Origin of the sequence: Planococcus circulans (assembly GCF_020023385.1) — a bacterium.
Taxonomy (GTDB): domain Bacteria; phylum Bacillota; class Bacilli; order Bacillales_A; family Planococcaceae; genus Planococcus.
Window position 1 is genome coordinate 88,068 of sequence record NZ_JAIQCL010000008.1, and the last position, 18,619, is coordinate 106,686.

16 protein-coding genes are annotated in these 18,619 nt (G+C 43.1%); 4 read left to right on the plus strand and 12 right to left on the minus strand.

Features of this window, described 5'->3' with window-relative positions:
• Positions 1 to 17: 17 nt before the first annotated feature.
• Both K8U60_RS13760 and K8U60_RS13765 read right to left on the minus strand, forming a co-directional pair.
• Positions 18 to 857 (minus strand): transporter substrate-binding domain-containing protein, encoded by an 840-nt coding sequence (locus K8U60_RS13760; protein ID WP_223640783.1) that lies wholly within the window; start codon positions 855 to 857, stop codon positions 18 to 20.
• Positions 858 to 931: 74 nt separating this feature from the next.
• Positions 932 to 1,774, minus strand: a complete 843-nt coding sequence (locus K8U60_RS13765; RefSeq protein WP_223640785.1) for a MurR/RpiR family transcriptional regulator — start codon at positions 1,772 to 1,774, stop codon at positions 932 to 934.
• Positions 1,775 to 2,208: 434 nt separating this feature from the next.
• Here K8U60_RS13765 and K8U60_RS13770 point away from each other — a divergent pair, with 434 nt between their 5' ends.
• Genes K8U60_RS13770 through K8U60_RS13785 form a run of 4 tightly spaced genes read left to right on the plus strand, consistent with a single transcriptional unit; the run spans position 2,209 to position 6,219 of the window.
• Positions 2,209 to 2,958, plus strand: a complete 750-nt coding sequence (locus K8U60_RS13770) for a carotenoid biosynthesis protein (RefSeq protein WP_223640788.1) — start codon at positions 2,209 to 2,211, stop codon at positions 2,956 to 2,958.
• Positions 2,955 to 3,629: a lysophospholipid acyltransferase family protein gene (locus K8U60_RS13775; protein ID WP_223640791.1), complete on the plus strand. Its 675-nt coding sequence runs from the start codon at positions 2,955 to 2,957 to the stop codon at positions 3,627 to 3,629. Before K8U60_RS13770 ends, K8U60_RS13775 begins: the two co-directional genes overlap by 4 nt.
• A 2-nt stretch (positions 3,630 to 3,631) precedes the next feature.
• A complete protein-coding gene (locus K8U60_RS13780; protein WP_223640808.1) occupies positions 3,632 to 4,732 on the plus strand; it encodes a glycosyltransferase family 2 protein in 1,101 nt (366 codons plus the stop codon).
• Complete coding sequence (locus K8U60_RS13785; RefSeq protein ID WP_223640813.1) at positions 4,729 to 6,219, plus strand: phytoene desaturase family protein; 1,491 nt, start codon at positions 4,729 to 4,731, stop codon at positions 6,217 to 6,219. The genes K8U60_RS13780 and K8U60_RS13785 overlap by 4 nt, the downstream gene beginning before the upstream one ends.
• A 188-nt stretch (positions 6,220 to 6,407) precedes the next feature.
• Here the strand turns inward: K8U60_RS13785 and K8U60_RS13790 are convergent, their stop codons facing one another.
• The 10 genes from K8U60_RS13790 to K8U60_RS13835 form a co-directional block, all read right to left on the minus strand.
• Positions 6,408 to 7,241, minus strand: a complete 834-nt coding sequence (locus K8U60_RS13790) for a phytoene/squalene synthase family protein (protein ID WP_223640816.1) — start codon at positions 7,239 to 7,241, stop codon at positions 6,408 to 6,410.
• Complete coding sequence (locus K8U60_RS13795) at positions 7,238 to 8,695, minus strand: phytoene desaturase family protein (RefSeq protein ID WP_223640819.1); 1,458 nt, start codon at positions 8,693 to 8,695, stop codon at positions 7,238 to 7,240. The genes K8U60_RS13790 and K8U60_RS13795 overlap by 4 nt, the downstream gene beginning before the upstream one ends.
• Entirely contained in the window at positions 8,692 to 10,218 is a 1,527-nt protein-coding gene (locus K8U60_RS13800) for a phytoene desaturase family protein (protein WP_223640822.1), read from the minus strand. Before K8U60_RS13800 ends, K8U60_RS13795 begins: the two co-directional genes overlap by 4 nt.
• Before the next feature lie 237 nt (positions 10,219 to 10,455).
• Positions 10,456 to 11,022 carry a 3D domain-containing protein gene (locus K8U60_RS13805; RefSeq protein ID WP_223640824.1) on the minus strand — a complete coding sequence of 189 codons (567 nt, stop codon included), beginning with the start codon at positions 11,020 to 11,022 and terminating at the stop codon, positions 10,456 to 10,458.
• A 246-nt stretch (positions 11,023 to 11,268) separates the two neighbouring features.
• Positions 11,269 to 12,714: a DEAD/DEAH box helicase gene (locus tag K8U60_RS13810; RefSeq protein WP_223640828.1), complete on the minus strand. Its 1,446-nt coding sequence runs from the start codon at positions 12,712 to 12,714 to the stop codon at positions 11,269 to 11,271.
• 146 nt (positions 12,715 to 12,860) lie between these two features.
• The gene (locus K8U60_RS13815) at positions 12,861 to 14,732 is read right to left on the minus strand and encodes an alpha-E domain-containing protein (protein WP_223640831.1); all 1,872 of its coding nucleotides are present in this window, start codon (positions 14,730 to 14,732) and stop codon (positions 12,861 to 12,863) included.
• Positions 14,732 to 16,189 (minus strand): circularly permuted type 2 ATP-grasp protein, encoded by a 1,458-nt coding sequence (locus tag K8U60_RS13820; RefSeq protein ID WP_223640834.1) that lies wholly within the window; start codon positions 16,187 to 16,189, stop codon positions 14,732 to 14,734. The genes K8U60_RS13815 and K8U60_RS13820 overlap by 1 nt, the downstream gene beginning before the upstream one ends.
• A gap of 109 nt (positions 16,190 to 16,298) precedes the next feature.
• Positions 16,299 to 17,075: a hypothetical protein gene (locus K8U60_RS13825; RefSeq protein WP_223640849.1), complete on the minus strand. Its 777-nt coding sequence runs from the start codon at positions 17,073 to 17,075 to the stop codon at positions 16,299 to 16,301.
• Positions 17,076 to 17,984: an HD domain-containing phosphohydrolase gene (locus K8U60_RS13830; protein WP_223640852.1), complete on the minus strand. Its 909-nt coding sequence runs from the start codon at positions 17,982 to 17,984 to the stop codon at positions 17,076 to 17,078. It abuts the gene before it with no gap.
• A gap of 89 nt (positions 17,985 to 18,073) precedes the next feature.
• Complete coding sequence (locus K8U60_RS13835) at positions 18,074 to 18,535, minus strand: hypothetical protein (RefSeq protein WP_223640855.1); 462 nt, start codon at positions 18,533 to 18,535, stop codon at positions 18,074 to 18,076.
• Positions 18,536 to 18,619 lie beyond the last annotated feature (84 nt).

Sequence of the window (18,619 nt, forward strand, 5' to 3'; positions counted from 1 at the left end):
TCCCCATCTCAGCTTGTTTAGTTGAGAATTTCAATTCCTTCAAGATCTACATCGAGGAGGTTACGCCCAAACCACTTCTGGGAAATTTCATCGTATGTTCCATTTTCAACAATAGTTGCCAATGCTTCATTGATCGCTTCAAGCAAGGCTTCATCTTCCGGACGCACTGCAACAGCAGCTTGTTCAATCCACAATGGATCACCGATCATTTCGATTTCCAAGCCTGCGTTCTGTGCTTCAAATCCTACTACATCGGCAGTGATAACAGCATCTAGACGCCCTTCAACTTCCAAGTCTTGCAATGCAACAACATCACTATTGTAGTATTGAATGTCATCTGTGTAGTTTTGTGCAGCTGTGTCATACGTACTTTGTCCGACAACGCCGATTGTTGCTCCTTCAAGATCGGCTTCTGAAGTAATTTCTGTATTTCCTTCACGGACGAAGATTACGCCACCAGAATAATAGTATGGATCCGAAAATGCCACTTGCTCAGCGCGTTCTTCAGTAATAGCCATCGATCCCAAAATTGCATCGTAACGGTTTGTCGTCAAGCCCTGAATGATTGTTTCGAATGGAGTAGTCACCGGATTCGGCTCCAAGCCCATCTCTTCAGCAAGCGCATTTCCGATTTCAATATCGAAACCTGTCAAATTGCCGCCTTCTTCATAGTTGAAAGGCTTATAAAGCCCACTTGAAGCAGTAGTGAACTTCCCTTCTTCCACTAAGTTCAAATCACTGTTCCCGCCTTCTGTACTTGCTCCTTCTTCCGGACTGGTTGTGTCGTCTCCTCCACAAGCTGCCAATAACATTCCTGCAGAAAATACTACACTTAAAAATGATAATTTCTTTTTCATTTTATTCTCCCCTTTTCGTTTATAATTGACCAAATCGCCAAGGCGCTTCGGAATTTCCCAGTAAAGAGTGTTCGCTAAATAAAAAGATTCCGCTCTTTGTAGACAACTTCTGCCTTTGCCCAATTGCCATTTACTTTCGTCTGTTCTTTAACATAAACAAAACGCATAATCGAAGTCAAAAGCGCATGGACAGAGGTGTAGGAATCAATGCTCAATGTTGAATTCACTGACACCGTAAGAGCATAATCTGCATAGGCAAGTGCTGGAGAATTTTCTGTATCAGTCAGAACGATGACATCTGCCCCATGTTCTTTGGCGTTTTTCAATGTATCGATGACTATTCTGGTATAGCGAGGGAAAACAAAAGCGATTACCAGATCCCCTTTTCCCATTTTGGAGAGTTGGGTATAGTATTCTCCAGTTGAGGGATGCATCATTTCTGTATGGTCAAGTGCAAGGTTCAACCAGTTGGCGAACCAGTGAGCTATGCCATAATCGAAAAAATCACCAGCAACATACACACGATTTGCTTGACTGATTTTGTCGACAACTTGAAGAAGTTCTTCCTCGTTGATCGATTTTTTCAGCTTCACAATACTTAAAACTTCTGCATCCAACAAGTTTTCCAAAAAAGTCTGAGTGGCAATAGGTTCTGGAACATTTTGTTCGGCTTTCTCCAGGCGCTCTTCAGCCAGCTTGCGCTGCACAACCTGTTGAAAATCCGCATATCCCCTATATCCAAGTTTTTGTGTCCACCGGATGACTGTCGATTCACTGACATTCACTCGCTTGCCAACTTCAAGAGCAGAAGAGAACGCTAAAAAAATGGGTTCTTTAAAAAACAAATCACCGACCTTTTTTTGGCCTGCACTAAATTCCGGATACGAATCAGATACACTTCGCAGTAAATCCTGCATTATTAACGCCTCCACTTGAAGAACACACTCGTTTACTCTTCTAAAGTATACTAGTGTGCAGGAAACCCTGCAAGAGTTTACAGAAAATTCAAGACTGACCGCATTCTCAGATAAATCAATTTTTGTCGTTGAATGCCTGTGCCTCAAGGCTTTAAAATAAATAAAAAAGATTAAGATTTTTAGTTAAATTTTCTTTTACCTCAAAAAAATACGCTATTTTAACTGGATAAATGCTTTATTTCCTCAAAAAAATTGAATAATAGATAAATAGATACAGCAATTTATTCCCTATTTTTGAAACGATAAAACCTGATGTGTGTTTCGTCCCTTCAATCCTTGCTTGCTTTTGGCTATAGCTTTCCGCATGTTTTCATATTTCATCCAGACTCCTGTATAATATTTGTATAAGTCATTTTGTTGAGGAGCTGTTCACGGTGTGGGAAAATCGAATCTTTAAACTTTTTATCTTTTGGTATGTATGCGGCATTATTTTACTGGGTTTTGACCTTCTGCCTCCCTGGCTGGAGTGGGCAAATGCGTTCTTTCTGATGCTGGCCGGCACACTTGGCTTTTTGTATTTCACTAAGCGTTTTGGCGTTGCGGTCGGATCATCGCTCGGTATACTTATTTTCTTTTCAACATTCATAGTGGAATGGGCCGGTGCAGACAGCGGATTCCTGTTCGGCTCTTACGATTATACAGACCGTTTTGCCCCTAATATCTTCGGTGTTCCAATCGCCATCGGTTTTGCTTGGTTGATGGTTATGGCAACTACACATGTTGTCGCGCGCTGGATCTTTCCTGCTGGGGGCTTACTATACGCCATAGTTGGGGGCTTTGGCGCAGTAGTCATCGATTTGATCATCGATCCAGTAGCTTATCAAGTAAAACAATATTGGATTTGGGAAGACACCGGCCTTTACTACGAAATTCCCTGGACCAACTTTTTCGGTTGGTTTGTTGTAGCATTTGTCCTTCATCTGGTGATCGACTTAAGCATGAAGAAGAAATCCATGGTCATGGCTTCGGATCTGCCTGAAAAACGGATGGTACTTTTATATGTATTGATGATCGCCATGTTCATTATGCTGGGAGCGATCGGCGGGTTGTGGCTAGCCGTGTCATTGACTGCCGTATTAACTGCTTTGATTGTTATGCTGGCCTGGAAGAGGCGGCCTATATGATCGATGCAAAAAAATCAGCTTTGTTTGAAACGGGCTTTAATCTGTATTTGACACCACTCATCCGCTCATCTTTTTCCCGTTTACTCGGGCAAGGAGTGGAAAAAATTCCGGAAGAGCCTGTATTGTTTATTGCCAATCACAGTTCCTGGTGGGACGGCCTGGTGTTTTTCTATTTGAACCGTACAGTCTGGCGCCATGATATCCATATGATGATGCATGAAGACGGGCTTAAAAAACATTCTTATTTCCGTTATCTCGGCGCATTTTCCATCAATCGGCAGAAACCGAAAGAAATTCTCACTTCACTTCAATATGCTGAATCCTTGTTGAAGAAGGGTAAATCAGTGGTTCTTTTTCCGCAAGGAGATGAATTCCACCTTGAAACAAGGCCACTCGCCTTTCAAACAGGAATCGCCTACTTGATGGAGCATTGCCCGGAAGTACCGGTTGTGCCCCTCAATTTTTATTATTCATTCGGCCACCAGCAAAAACCCGAACTTTGGATACGCCAACATCCGCCGGTATCGACCGATGAAATTGCGCATATGACCCGTAAAGAAAAAACGCTTTATCTTCAACAGCTCTGCACCGAACAACTCGATTCGCTAAAGAATACAGTCATCAGTGAAAACAGTGAAGCCTTTGAGTCACTTGGAAAAAGGAGAAAATGACGATGGCCATTTATATCGGAATCCATTTGTTTTTTCTGGCTTGGATCATCATCAACCGCATGTTTCTTCCTGCTTTGCCTAAACAACCCAGTCTTTTGGCTACCCCTCTCATGTCCGTTCTTGTTCCTATGCGAAATGAAGAACGCAATGTCGAAGTGCTGGTAAAATCATTAAAGAATTCTTCATATGGCCGCACGGAATTCATTATCTTAAATGATCAATCCACCGACGGCACTCAGCAAGAGCTGGAACGGACGATTGATGGGGATACCCGTTTCACCATCCTGCAGGGCAAAGAATTGCCCGATGGCTGGGTTGGAAAAGTGCACGCCTGCCATCAGCTGCAGCAAGCCGCTTCAGGGGATGTTCTGCTGTTTGTCGATGCGGACGTCCGATTCAGGCCGAGAGCGATTGAACAGTCCTTGGCATTGATGCAGCAAAAGAAAGCTAACTTGCTGACCGGTTTTCCCGCTTTTGATGTATCGCCTTTTCTCAGCAAACTTCTCGTGCCGATGCTGCATTTCGTGATTTTATTTCATTTGCCGATTGCTTTGGCCAATTATACGAAATTCAAAGCGGCGACAGCAGCCAATGGCATGTGGATGATGTTTGAACGCACCAGCTACCAGGAAATTGGTGGACATGCAGCGGTCCATGATTCATTGGTCGAAGATGTCCATATTGCCCGGGAAATGAAATTGCAGGGCTTTAAAGTCATACTGGCGAATATCACCATGTCGGTAAAATGCCGGATGTATGACACCAACTCTGAAGTATGGGAAGGGTTCCTGAAAAACAGCTACGCTGGAATCGGCCGTTCTCCTATACTTGCAGCGGGTCTCATCCTTTTCTATTCTGTCTTTTATGTGCTCCCGCCATTTATAGCCGTTTACGGCCTGTTCAGTGGGTTCTATTCATGGATCATCCCTTACGCACTGACAATGGTCCAGCGCTGGTATATCGATATGGTGACCAATCAACGCTGGTATCTGTCCTTTCTGATTCCTCTTCAAGCAGCAGCAATGCTTGCGGTATTGGTTCAATCCATGCGCAAATCCTTTAAAAAACAACCTTATTCATGGAAAGGAAGGCATTATTCATGAAAAAAATTGTCATAGTCGGCGGCGGATTAGGCGGACTGGCTTCCGCCGTAACGCTTGCCCATGCAGGATTTGAAGTGGAGCTCTTTGAGAAGAATGACCATCTTGGCGGCAAGCTGATGCCTGTGGAACTGGGAAGTTACCGCTTCGATTTCGGTCCAAATACCATTACGATGCCAGCTGTCTTCAATCGAGTCATTTCACAGACTGGCGAAGATCCACAGGAGTACCTGGATTTCATTCCTTTGAAAGTCCATACACGCAATCATTTTCCGGACGGCCATGCTTTTGATTTTTCCAGCAATCAGGAAGAGATGGTCCATCAACTCCAAACGATCGACCCTGCAGCTGCGGGTAAATACCCAGCCTTCATAAAGGAAATCAGTCGTTTGTATAAATTGTCGGAACGCTTTTTTTTCCCGGTGACGTTCCAGTCCTGGCGCGATTACCTATCGCCGTCTCTCGGCTTCGCGCTTTTTCAGGTCCGTCCGGCTGAATCCATGCATCATTTTTTCCAGCGCTATTTTACAAATCCTTTTTTGGTGCAGGCATTCGATCGGTATGCCACATACATCGGCTCTTCTCCTTACCGGGCACCAGCTACTTTTTCCATGATCGCTTATTTGGAATTGGTTGAAGGCGTCTTTTATACAAAAGGCGGAAATACTGGAATTGCCCAAGCCTTTGCGGCTGTCGCAAGAAAATCCGGAGCGGCATTACATACCGGGACAGCTGTTACAAAAATCATCACAGATGGAGGACAGTCAAGCGGCGTGGAGCTTGAAGACGGAACACTGATTGCTGCTGACCTGGTCATTTTAAACGGTGACCTGCTATCAGCATTTCCGGCTTTGGTCAAAGAAGCGGAACGTCCATCTTTAAACGATGCTAAGATCGCTGCTTTTGAGCCCTCCATTTCGGCGTTTGTCATTACTGTCGGTTTAACCGAACGACTGGACCTTCTCAAGCACCACAACGTCTTTTTCTCGTCTGATTACCGTCAGGAGTTCAAGGATTTGTTTGACGCTTCCGTTTACAGTGATGAGCCGACAGTTTATATCAGCAATTCTTCCTATACGGATCCTTCGGTTTCACCGGACGGCGACAACCTGTTCATCCTGGTCAATGCACCTGCCTTAACCGTTGAGGGAACATTGCAAATTGAGCCAGAGGCTTATAAAGAGCGTATCTACGATTTCCTCTTTAGCTATGGAATTGATATCCGCAAGTACTTGGCCGAAGAAAAAATCTTCACGCCTGCTTTTATCCGTGAAAAGTTCGGTTCATTTCGCGGCTCCCTATACGGCCCTTCATCCAACCGGCCGAAAGACGCCTTTCTGCGCCCGGCCAACGCAAGCAAAGATATCCGCAATTTGTATTTCGTCGGCGGCAGCACCCATCCAGGCGGCGGGTCGCCGATGGTTGTATTGAGCGGCTTGAACGTAGCCAATAACATTATTGCGAAATCGAAAAAGACACCTTCATCATGATGATGAGGGTGTCTTTTTCGATTATAGTAGGAGGCACGGCTAGACAGCTGCCTTCTCTTTTCTTATTGTCCAGACTCCAGCGCCCAGCTCTTTGGGTCATAAGCCAACTTAGCTATGCGGCAAAGAACGCCACTTCGCTAATCTGTCTTATGCCCGGCAGAGCTATACGGGCGCTTCCGCTTTTCGTACTACAAACAAGCCAAAATCGCTTGTTTTGATTCTTCTGGTACGTAATGCTTTTCGCGGAAGACGTTGTATTGCTTCGAGCGGATGGTTGTCAGGATTTCACGGTATACAAGTGCGGCTCCTTTGACCGGGACTCTTGAAGAAAGCGGATAGTCCTGTATGGTTTCAAATGCTTTCTTATAATGGAATTCGGCTTTTTCCGCCAGTTCTTCCCACACGGCAATAAATTGAGGGCTGACTATTCCAGAACGCAGCTCATCTTCACACAACTCATATTTCCCCATGATTTCTTCCGGCAAATAAATCCGGCCCATTTCCAGGTCTTCACCAATATCGCGAAGAATGTTGGTGATCTGCATTGCATAGCCGAGTGAAACGGCGCCTTCTTTCAGAATCCCTGTTTTTCCCGGTGCCAAAATCGGCAACAACATCAAGCCGACGGTGCTCGCTACATGGTAGCTGTAGTTCAACAGTTCTTCCATGGTCCGATAGCGGTTGATGGTCAGATCCATTTCCTGTCCCGTGATCAATCCCCAAAATGCCTCGACATCCATTTCATAGTTTTCAAATACATGTGCCAAGGCCACCCACATCGGATTTTCGAAATCGTAGTTTCCGTTCAAAAATTCGTTGAAGTCCACTTTAAACTGTGCAAGTTCTTCTTTGGAGTTGAGTCCTTCATCCACAATATCGTCCACTGTCCGGCAAAATGTATAAACAGCCCAAACAGCTTTGCGTTTTTCCTTAGGCAATAAGGAAAATGCTTTGTAAAAGCTTTTCGAATGCGTAGCGATGACTTTTTCACAGGAGGTATAAGCATCTTTCAAATTCATCATGCACTGCCCCTTTCCTTTGCAAAATCGCCTTGGATTTGCTCTGCCAGCAGCTTTGCACCTTGCATGACAATTGGAATGCCTCCTCCAGGATGAACAGAAGCACCAACCGCATACAAGCGATCTGTTTTGTATGGTTTGACTTGGGGACGGAAAACACCTGACTGGAATAAGGTTGGACCGATTCCGAAACTGCCTCCTTTAAACAAGCCGAAAGCTTCTGCTTGTGCAGGCGTCCGGACTTCCATCCATTCGACCGCTTTCCGGAAATCCGGAAAAGCCAATTCTTCCATTCGATCAATGATTCTGTCGATCCATGCTGTATCGCTCGCCCAATCGATGTCTGTTCCTGAAGGCACGGGCACCAGTACATACATAACACCTTTGCCTTCAGGAGCCAGTGAATCATCTATCTTCGACGGATGAAAAGTGTAGATTGCCGGATTTTCAGTCTTCTTTTTCTTCCTAAATACATCATCCATATGGTCTTCATAGCTATCGCCAATGAAAAATTGATGGACATTTCCTTCTTCATATACCTTGTTTAACCCGAAATACAGTAGCACACACCCTGAAGAAGCTGTATAGCTCTTTTTCTTCTGTTCCGGCAATACTTTTTCAATGCCGGGGAAATCGCCATTGTAGACAATCGCATCGAATGCTTCAAAGCCTTCTTTTGTTTCAATCCCTTTAGCATTGCCGTTTTCTGTGACAATCCGTTGTACTGCAGTGTTTGTTTTGATGGTCAAGTTATCGCGTAATCGCAATGCTTTTTCCAAGGTTGGAATCAGGCTGCCATAACCGCCTTTTAAATAATATACCCCATGTTCGTGTTCACTAAAAGGAACAAGCGAATACATCGCCGGGGCACTGAAAGGATCTCCACCGATATACAGGGACTGCAGAGAATAAGCTAATTGCAGCCGTTCATCCCGAAAATAATTCGATGTGAGTTTTTTAACAGATTGCTGGGGCTTCAGCTTAAGCAGTTTTTTTATATTTGCAGCTGTAAAAAAATCGGCTTTATTGACAAATGAATGCTCTAAGAATGAGGACTTGCCGATTTCAAAACGCTTGCGCCCTTCTGAAATATACCGTAGAAACCCTTCTTTTTCAGCTGGAAAGACGTTTTCAATCTCTTCCAGTTGACGATTGATATCGGGATATTTTGTGTAGACTGTCCCATCTGAAAAACGGATGGAATAAAGTGGATCGCATAATAATAATTCGATTTCTTCAGCCGGAATCCCTGCCTGCTGAAGCAAATCCTGAAACATTTCAGGCAATAGGACAATCGTAGGGCCCTGGTCCACTTTAAAGCCGTCTCGCTCCACGAACGTTAACCGGCCGCCAAGCTTTTCTTCTTTTTCAAAAATAGTGACGTCAAAGCCCATATTGGTTAAATACAAAGCACCCATCATACCGCCGACACCACCGCCGACCATTGCGATTTTCATACAAATCCCTCCAATGCCGGAAGAGGCAAGATCGGGATGCCTTTTTTGCCATGCTGCTCAAGGATGCCGTTCGCCGTAATGCGGGCAGATTCCAAAATAGTCGGCAATCCGCTTCCAGGATGTGTGCCTCCGCCGACCAACCAGCAATTCCCCAACTCTTCAAATTTATTGTGCGGACGGAATACCATCATCTGTGTTAATTGATGGCCAAGATTGAATGTCGCTCCCTGGTATACCGAATAATCTTCCTGCCAGCCCATCGGTGTCAGCATTTTCTCAACTTCGATATGATCACGCAGATTCTTGAATTGCGTCTTTTCTTCAATAATATCTAGCACCAATTCACGGAAAGCATCCTGCTCTTTTTCCCAGCCGATGTCACTGAAGTTATTGGGTACAGGGGCTAAAATATATAGCGCTGATTTCCCTTCAGGCGCTAATGTCGGATCGGTCACACTGGCATTCTGTACATAAATGGAAGGATCTGCAGAAAGGATGCGCGATTTTGTCATCTCTTCAACATTTTTCTTATAATCCTTCGCAAATACGATGGTGTGATGAGAAAGGTCGTACTTTTTATCAAGACCTAAGTACAGCATGAATGTGGAACAAGAATATTTTTTCTTCGCCAGTTTCTCCGGCGAGTATTTTTTCAGGATTCCCGGTTCGACCAGATTATTCATGGCATGGGCAAAATCACCGTTGATGATCACCTCGTCCGCTGCCTCACGTCGGCCATTTTCAAGGTCTACCCCTTTCACTTTGCGGTTTTCAATCCATAATTTTTTAACACCTGTACGGGTATGGATTTTGCCGCCCAGTTCTTCCACTACTTTTGCCATCGCTTGCGAAAGTTGGTTGACTCCGCCGATCGGGTGGTAGATACCGTAAGCGTGTTCCATATAGGAAAGAATCGAAAAAGCACCGGGGCATTCCCATGGCGACATGCCCAAATATTTAGATTGGAAAGCAAAAGCCATTTTCAAGCGCTCATCCTTAAAATAGCGGGACAAAACATCATATAATGTTTTATTCACTTCGAGTTCCGGCAAAGCTTTCAAGACCTTTGGATGAACCATCCCAAAATAACTGTCCATTTTCGTTTGCAGAATCGGCGATAAAGCTTCCAGTTTCTTTCCGGTCTCTTTCATAAAGCGTTCGTATCCGTCGCCGTCGCCTTTGAAGTTTTCATTGATCTGCTTTTTCATTTCCTGGTTATTGCGCGTCATCACCAGGTTCTGATCTTCAAAAATCAATTCATACATAGGATCCAGTTCAACCGCATTCATATAATCTTTTAAATTGCGGCCGGTCGCTTCAAACAGTTCTTCCACTAAATGCAGCATGCTTAAAAAGGTTGGGCCTGTATCAAACGTGAAGTCCCCAAGACGCAACTCTGCGTTTCTTCCCCCTATCCATGCCTGCTTCTCATAGACATCCACCTGGTATCCTTTACTGGCCAATAACATAGCTGCAGCTAAACCACCAGGCCCGGCTCCGATCACAATCATTTTCTCCGACATAACAGATGCCTCCATTTCAAATTACCCTAAATAACTCTACATTTATTATACAAACATTATACCGCCTAGCTTTTAAAAAGACTATTTATTTGAATTTACCCTCTTTCCCTATTTTTACTTTATTCATCAAGCATTTATTTTGATCTGGAGGTGACCAGTGATATGCGGAAGAATAATCTACTGATTTTATAGCATTCCATAAAAAAATCCGGCTCATGTTTATGAGCCGGATTTTGCTTATTTCAATATTTTTATTTTTACGTTTTTGCGTCCCCACTTAAGTGCATTGCTTTGAGTGGGAATAAAGACATCAATTTTGTTGCCTTTAATGGCACCGCCTGTATCGCCTGCGACTGCATAGCCATAACCTTCAACATGGACTTTTGTCCCCAATGGAATTACTTTTGGATCTACCGCGATGACTTTAAGCCCCGGATTTTTCTTTAGGTTAAGCCCTGTTCTGGTAATGCCGGAACACCCTTTGCAATACGCCGTGTAGGCAGTTGCACTTACTGTAAATTCTTTAGCTACCGATCCGCTTGTTGAACGGGAAGGCGTCGTTTTTTTGGAAACTGGTTTTGCTGAAGATTTCTTCAATTGAAGTTTTTGTTTCGGATAAATGGTGTCGGATTTTAATCCGTTCCAAATTTTCAAATTGCTGACTGAAACTTTTTGCGTTTTTGAAATCTTATATAATGTGTCCCCGCTTTTTACTGTGTATGTATTTGATGCGGCTGAACTTTCAATCGAAGTGCCTAGGAATAAAATCAGTGCAAAACTTAAGACTGCCAATAGTTTTTTCAATCTGCTATCCCCTTTGCTTTTTGTAAGTACAACTAAAATAGCACGGGAATATTACAGACACGTAACAATAAAGGGCATGTTTCATTACAATACGGCTTCATTGTGTGACATAAGTATTGAACAGACTCTTATTTGAACCTAAATAATGGCACTTAAAAAGACTTTTATACTATTCCAAATGATACAGCCCTCTTTTATTTCTGGGAAATATAAAAGCACGAGCTCTATTCAGCTCGTGCTCCCTGTTTATTTATTGGCTTTATGCACTTTTAATGTTTTTCCTTTTATCGTCTTATCTTTCATGGCTTTCAGCACCATTGGTCCTTTGCCATTTAAAATATCGATATAAGTTACCGTATCCTGGATCTTGATGATCCCGATGTCTTCAGCAGTTACACCTGGAATACTTGTGAGTGTTCCGACGAAATCAAAGGCACGCAGCTTCTTTTTCTTGCCGCCATTAAAGTACAGTTTAAGGATATCTTTATTGACTTGTTCATTTTTATTTTTCTTCAGCTTCGGACGGCTTTCCAGTTTTTCTGTAAATGCCTGCATCGCTTCATCCACTTCACTAGGTGAAGGAGCTGTTCTGCGCGGAATCTCAAATCCGATATAATCTTCGATTTCAGCCAGGAATTTATCTTCGTTTGGTGTAACGAATGAAATCGCTCTTCCTGTTTTTCCAGCGCGGCCTGTACGGCCTGCACGATGGACATAGCTTTCTTTTTCCATTGGCAGGTCATAATTAATGACATGCGTAATACTGTCGATGTCAATTCCACGGGCAGCGACGTCGGTCGCCACCAAATAACGGAATTCACCGCGTTTAAAATCGTTCATGACTGCAGTACGGTCTTCCTGCAGCATGCCGCCATGCAATTTATCACAGGTGTAATAATGCTTTTCCAATTGCTCCATGACAAAATCGACATTGTCTTTGGTCCGACAAAAAATAATGCAGCTATCCGGATTTTCGACGATGGTTACGTCACGCAATAAGGAGAACTTTTTCTGTTCCGCTACAACAAACAGCGAATGATCAATGTTGGCTGTCAGGTTCTCCGCAGAAGCAATTTCTATATGCTGGGGATCGATCATGTATTTTTTCTGAAGCTTTTCTACGTTTTCAGGCAAAGTTGCTGAAAACAACATCGTAGTGCGCTGCTTCGGCAATTTGTTGATGATTGCTTCCACTTGCTCTACAAATCCCATATTCAACATTTCATCCGCTTCATCCAGAACCAGGTACTCGATCCGTTCCAAATTCAGTGTTCCGCGTTCGATATGATCAAGCACTCGGCCTGGCGTACCCACCACAACGTGGCATTTTTGCTTGAGTTCAGCCTGCTGGTAGGCAAATGGCTGTTTGCCATAAACTGCCGCTGCTTTAATGCGTTTGAAGCGCCCGATATTCGTCAAATCCTCTTTTACCTGGTCTGCTAATTCACGGGTCGGCGTCAAAATCAAAGCTTGGGGTTTATTTTCTTCCCAATCAACCAGTTCACAGATCGGAATACCGAATGCTGCAGTCTTCCCGCTGCCTGTTTGGGACTTTACTGTTATGTCAGTCTTTGAAAATGCGACAGGAAGAACTTTTCTCTGTACTTCTGTCGGCTCTGTATAGCCAAGCCCCTCAAGGGCCTTTACGATTGGTTCACTTATGCCGTATTCTTTAAATTGTTTAGTATTCATATTCGCTCTCCATCTCCGTTCAAAAATTTCAGGTTCTCCTATTATCGCACGGATTAGAAAATTCTGCCGTTAAACGATTATTAAGATTTATCCCCTTTCAACGGCTACTGCAGATTGAAGATGCCCTTTCGTAAGCCACACCTATTTTATTGATCCATCAAGCTCACCGAAACTTTAACATCCAATGACTGGCTGCCCCCACGGTAAACGCCCTGAACCGGGCTGACATCATTATAATCCCGTCCAACTCCGACACGGATATGGTTTTCCAATGCTTCTACGTTATTTGTCGGATCCAAGCCGACCCATCCAATGCCCGGCACCATCACTTCCACCCAAGCATGGCTTGCTGCGTCTCCGACCAGCGCAGAGTTTTCACCCACATACAGGTAGCCGCTGACGTAACGGGCAGGTATATGCTTGCTGCGCAGGATGCCAAGCATAACATGCGTAATATCCTGACAAACACCTTTTCTAAGCTCAAAGGATTCTTCCGCCTTCGTAGTGACAGTCGTCGATTCCCCATCATAGGTGAAATGCTGGTGAATGTATTCCATCACATCAATTGCGTATTGGACTGGATTCTTCATTATTCCCAGTTCCCGGTCAATTTGGCTCATTTGTTCAATCGTTAAATACGTATAAGCCGTATTACTTAAAAATGCCAGATAATGTTCACCGAATAATTGCGAATGAAAAATGGCACTCATTTCTGGTGAATAATCAATCCGGTGGATAAATGGACTTTTTTGAATGCTGACAATTGAAGTCGTCTTCACTTCCAGATGCTGATGATGTTCTGCGATAAAAAAGGTTTCCACGTGGTTCCCCCAAATATCGATATGCTCTTTAGTTAAGGAAGCCGGTGTAATTTCTGCCCGATACGATAAGAGGCGCTGGCATTCATCGGTTCTCGGTTTTAAGCGAATCGAGTTCATGCTTTGATCCACAATGGTTTCGTACTCAAAAATGTTCGTATGTTCAACTTTATATTTCATAGATGTTATTCCTTTCGTGCCCATGCTCTGTGATTGGCTGGACTTCATCGGTTTTGTCTCGGAGTCGCTTAAATAATAGGTTTTCGAAAAAATCTGTCCCACTTCATTGCAGCCGTTCTGAAATTCATTCAGAAAATCCATAATTTCGTCTGAATCAAGCTCATCAATATTGATCTCTTCAAACTCTTCCTGCAGTTGGTCCAACTTTGCATAAAGCTCCCAGGAATAATGAGAAATTTTTCCGCCTTCCAGCTCATCGATAGCTCTGCGGACGTGAGTCAGGCAGTAGCGGATCGACCGCGGGAAATCCGTATTGGCAATCAGGAAAGTCAGGACTTTCTTTGGGTTCATCTGAGGAGGATTCATTTTCAAATAGGCATTATAGCCGTTGGTCATCCGTAAAGCAGCCAGCCAATAATAATAATCTTCGGATTGCGCTTCGAGCACCCGCTCTCTTGTCCGCTCACAAACCACGTTTAAAATACGCGCTGTTTTCTCCGCACGCTCCAACCATTTGGCGATTTTAATGATTTGATAAGCTACCCCCCGCGACATGGAAGATTCTACAATGCCCTGAGTGGTCAGAGAGGTCAGTTTGACCTGCTCAAGAAATTCACGCATTTCTTTGACTGTGCAGTGTTGCTGATCCATTTCCTTTAAAGCCAAGTAACAACCGTTCCAGGCTTCCCAGTAATCATCGGGAATATGGTCTCTGCTGATTCTCGCATTTTCGCGAACGACTTTTACACAGCTCGCAACGGAATTGAAATTGGTTTCTTCCATTGCGAGATAATGGACCAGCTGATCTTCCTGGTAACTGGGCATCGATTTGATCTGCTCCATTGTTTCCGTCGAAGCACAAATTTCATAAATCAGCTTCCAATCACTGTCCCGAATCAGCTCTTCATCAGCGGCTTCAATCATCTGCAATAATTGCACATCCAGTATACGGGCGTTATTCTCCGCCCTTTCAACATTTCTCGACATCCAATACAAAGAATTCGCTACACGGCTAAGCATCAGGCGTCCCCCTCTTCTTCTCTTTTCTTGAACACCCATGTATCCTTCCCTCCGCCACCCTGCGAAGAATTTACAACGAGTGAGCCCTCTTTTAAGGCAACCCGCGAAAGTCCGCCTGGCATTACATGCGTATCAACTCCCCGGACCACAAAAACCCTTAAATCGACATGGCAGGGATAAAACTCTTCTCCCTGGTATGCAGGAGCCCTCGATAATTTGATGGTCGGCTGTGCAATGTACTGGTGAGGGGCTTCAATGATTTTTTCGCGGAATTTTTCAATGAGCTCTTCCGACGCATGTGGTCCAACCAGCATATCGTAACCACCCGAAGCACCGACATTTTTGACTACTAATTCATTCAAATGATCCAATACCCATTCCCGCTCTTCCGGCTTATCCAATAGATAAGTTTTGACATTATCGATTATGGGTTCTTCATCCAGGTAGTAGCGGATCATATCCGGGACATAGGCATAGATGGCTTTGTCGTCTGCCACGCCATTACCGATGCCATTAAGAATAGCTACATTGCCTTTCCTATAGGCCAGCAACAATCCGGGAACACCCAATGCTGAGTCGGCCAGAAACGCTTCAGGATCCAAATAATCATCATCAATCCGACGGTAGATGATATCCACACGCTTCAAGCCTCTGATCGACTTCATATAGACGATATTCTTTTTGACGATCAGATCCCTGCCTTCCACCAAGTCAATCCCCATCTGCTGCGCTAAAAATACATGGTCGTAGTAGGCAGAGTTGTACATCCCCGGTGTCAATAAAACAGCAAAAGGCTTTTCTTTTCTCGATTCCGGTGCATGATCCAATATGGCTTGATGCAGATGGGAAAGCTGGTGCTCGAGGGTATGAACCGATTGACTGGCGAAAAACTCGGGGTAAACCTGGCGCATGACATATCGATTTTGATATACGTAGGACAAGCCGGATGGATTGCGCAAATTATCTTCCAGCACATGATATTTGCCATTCTCATCCCGGATCAGGTCAATTCCAGCTAAAAAGATGTGATTTTTCAGTGGGATATCAATCCCTTTCACCTGTTCTTCGTAATAGTATGGGTTCTCTTCGACTAACCGCCTTGGAACAATGCCATCCTGCAGAATACGTTTTTCATTGTATACATCTTCCAAAAATCGATTGAGCGCTTCCGCTCGCTGGATCATTCCTTTTTCAACAATTTCCCATTCTTCCGATGGAATGATGATTGGAACAAAATCAAAAGGCATCGTTCTTTCTGTGCCGACATTATTGTTATATACAGTGAACGTGATACCTTGCCTTAGAAAAGATAATTGAGCTGTCTCATGCTTTTCTCTCAGCTCTTCTTCCGAAAACCGCTGAAGTACATCGAAGAATTTTCGGTAATGTGATTTCGGTTTTCCTTGCGGTGTAAACATTTCGTCAAAAAATGCCCCTGTTGAATATGTTTTAAACAAACGAACAACCCCCTCAATGCATAGAATATTCAGACAAAAAAGAATTAAGAAAAAAGCTATGCCGTTTCTAGAAACGAACATAGCTTATCCTAGTTCTATTATACCAAACTTACTTTTTGAATGTTGAATCATTTGAGGATGAGCTATCTTTTTTTGAAGAGTCATCCGATAGATCCTTTTTCAGGGAATCTGTATATTCGGTACTTCCCCCGTATGGTTTGTTGGCTTCGGAAGAAGAACTTCCGTAAGTGTTTGTTTTACCAGATGTTGAATCATCCTTTTTCGATGAATCGTCTGATACATCTTTTTTCAAGGACTCTGTATATTCGGTGCTTCCCCCATAAATTCCGCCCGTTGGCTTGTCAGTATTAGGAGAAACATTGCCGGTAGAACTTGTTTTGGACTTATCGGTTGAACTGCTGTCTTTATCTGCATTTCCGCCCACATCATCCTGAAGCGTCTTATTGGCTTTATCCAAAGCGTCTTTCTCTTTGTTCATCATATCCTGTTGCGCATCTATTGCTGTTTTTACTTTTTCAACCGCTTTGTTGACCGTTGGCTTCACTTTATCAACCATACCGCCGGATTGCTCATTTAAACGATCGAGCCCTTTTTTGATGTTATTCTTCATATCTGCTTTGCTGGTTTGAGAAGTTCCGCCTGTTTCAGTTTTCTGCTGCGTCATTGCTGCACCGATTAATGCACCAAGGCCGATCAATACTAATTTACCGAACATGCCACCTGATGAATTTCTGGCCATTTGAATCTCTCCTCTTCGTTTTTGTATAGTCACTGTGTATAAAGTATTGACTAAATTGCATGTTTTTAAACATTTTGGGCAAAATAAAAGACACCTCGAACTGTCTTGGGTGTCTGGGTTCAGCATCTATGAACTTAGTCTTCCTTCTTCTTTTAAAACCTGTTCGAAAGCCTTCACAACTTCCTCATCGTATTGAATTCCGATCAGACTGTTGATCTCAGCCATCGCATATTCCGCAGTAAAGGCTGACCGATAAGCTCTGTCTTCAGTCATCGCATCGAAAGTGTCACATACGCCGATAATTTTTGCTTCCACTAAAATCTGGTCACCTTTTAACCCGAACGGGTAACCTCTTCCGTTGACGCGCTCATGATGCTGCTCGACAATATCTGCAATATCTGCGTAAGGTGTATCACGGATCATGGCAGCCCCATCCCCAGGATGTTTTTTGACCATCTCAAATTCTTCATTTGTTAATTTACTTGGCTTTTTGAGAACTTCTTCCGGAATATTGATTTTGCCAATGTCGTGAAGGATTGACGCTAGCAACAAATTTTCCATTTGTTCTTTTCTCAAGTTCATTTTAGAAGCGGTCTTTACCGCATAATTGGATACACGTGCACTGTGGTTAAAGGTGTACCGATCTTTTTTTTCAACAGCTTCTCCAATACTTCTTAACTTACTTACTATATTACTTAAATAATGAAAAACAGGGACAGTGGAAATAGATAAAAAAGTCAGGTCAGCCAAAGTTTTAAATTGTACTGTACCTTCAAGGTTTTTGGCAGAAATAAAGTCATCTGGCCCAAGCTTTATTGTATCTCCATTTATATTAGCCTCAATTTCACCACTCAAAATATAAAAAAATTCTTGAGCATTTTTATCTTGACTAGGAAATAGCACAAATATACTGTCTTTCAATATCGTCTGTTTCATTAATTCAATACCGTTTCCGCGTCCCAAAAGACTCAGCGTCGTTGCACCATTATTCACTTTTTCAAGATAACCATCTGCTAATATGTCCAAGCCTTTCACAGATACACTTCCTCTATTGAAAATATGAGAGTATAGAAAACTCTCTATACTCTCATATTACTCTATTTATTATTTTTTTGACACCTTCATTACCAGCCAACCACTAGAATTGGATCAATTGCCTCGGTACGATCAGCAAACTTAACGTCTACAAAATACATTTCCACTACTAATCCAGCTTTTTCAGCCTTTTCAATTCCTTTGAGTGTCATTTTTTCAGTTTTCACTTTCAGCTGACTAATTAACTCATCGGACTTCTTTTCATAGTTCGCAGTTAATTTAGCTTGTTTTGCTGAATCTTGGTGCTTGATTAGCTCTTCGTTGTACTTGTCGTGCATCTTTTCATATTTCACAACTGCCTTTTCAATTTCATTGAAAATTTTCGCATTTGTTTCTTCTACCTCAATTAATGCCTTAGCAATTTCTGGTGTAACTTCTTCTGCATTATAGTATTTTATAGGTTGGAAATCTTCTGCTGCAAATGCACTTGTACCCAATACCATTGCCATGATCAACGAAAATAATACAGCAACTAAACTCTTTTTAAACATATTTATTCCTCCTATTTCATTTGTTATTAGCAGCGCATGAAATTCCAATCTTTTATGAGTGAACGTGAATAACATGTCACTATA

Excerpts from the sequence above, each read along its gene's own strand:
- K8U60_RS13760 (WP_223640783.1), bottom strand. The coding sequence starts at position 857 with ATGAAAAAGAAATTATCATTTTTAAGTGTAGTATTTTCTGCAGGAATG.
- K8U60_RS13765 (WP_223640785.1), bottom strand. The coding sequence starts at position 1,774 with ATGCAGGATTTACTGCGAAGTGTATCTGATTCGTATCCGGAATTTAGT.
- K8U60_RS13775 (WP_223640791.1), top strand. The coding sequence starts at position 2,955 with ATGATCGATGCAAAAAAATCAGCTTTGTTTGAAACGGGCTTTAATCTG.
- K8U60_RS13780 (WP_223640808.1), top strand. The coding sequence starts at position 3,632 with ATGGCCATTTATATCGGAATCCATTTGTTTTTTCTGGCTTGGATCATC.
- K8U60_RS13785 (WP_223640813.1), top strand. The coding sequence starts at position 4,729 with ATGAAAAAAATTGTCATAGTCGGCGGCGGATTAGGCGGACTGGCTTCC.
- K8U60_RS13790 (WP_223640816.1), bottom strand. The coding sequence starts at position 7,241 with ATGATGAATTTGAAAGATGCTTATACCTCCTGTGAAAAAGTCATCGCT.
- K8U60_RS13795 (WP_223640819.1), bottom strand. The coding sequence starts at position 8,695 with ATGAAAATCGCAATGGTCGGCGGTGGTGTCGGCGGTATGATGGGTGCT.
- K8U60_RS13800 (WP_223640822.1), bottom strand. The coding sequence starts at position 10,218 with ATGTCGGAGAAAATGATTGTGATCGGAGCCGGGCCTGGTGGTTTAGCT.
- K8U60_RS13810 (WP_223640828.1), bottom strand. The coding sequence starts at position 12,714 with ATGAATACTAAACAATTTAAAGAATACGGCATAAGTGAACCAATCGTA.
- K8U60_RS13815 (WP_223640831.1), bottom strand. The coding sequence starts at position 14,732 with ATGCTTAGCCGTGTAGCGAATTCTTTGTATTGGATGTCGAGAAATGTT.
- K8U60_RS13825 (WP_223640849.1), bottom strand. The coding sequence starts at position 17,075 with ATGCTGAACCCAGACACCCAAGACAGTTCGAGGTGTCTTTTATTTTGC.
- K8U60_RS13835 (WP_223640855.1), bottom strand. The coding sequence starts at position 18,535 with ATGTTTAAAAAGAGTTTAGTTGCTGTATTATTTTCGTTGATCATGGCA.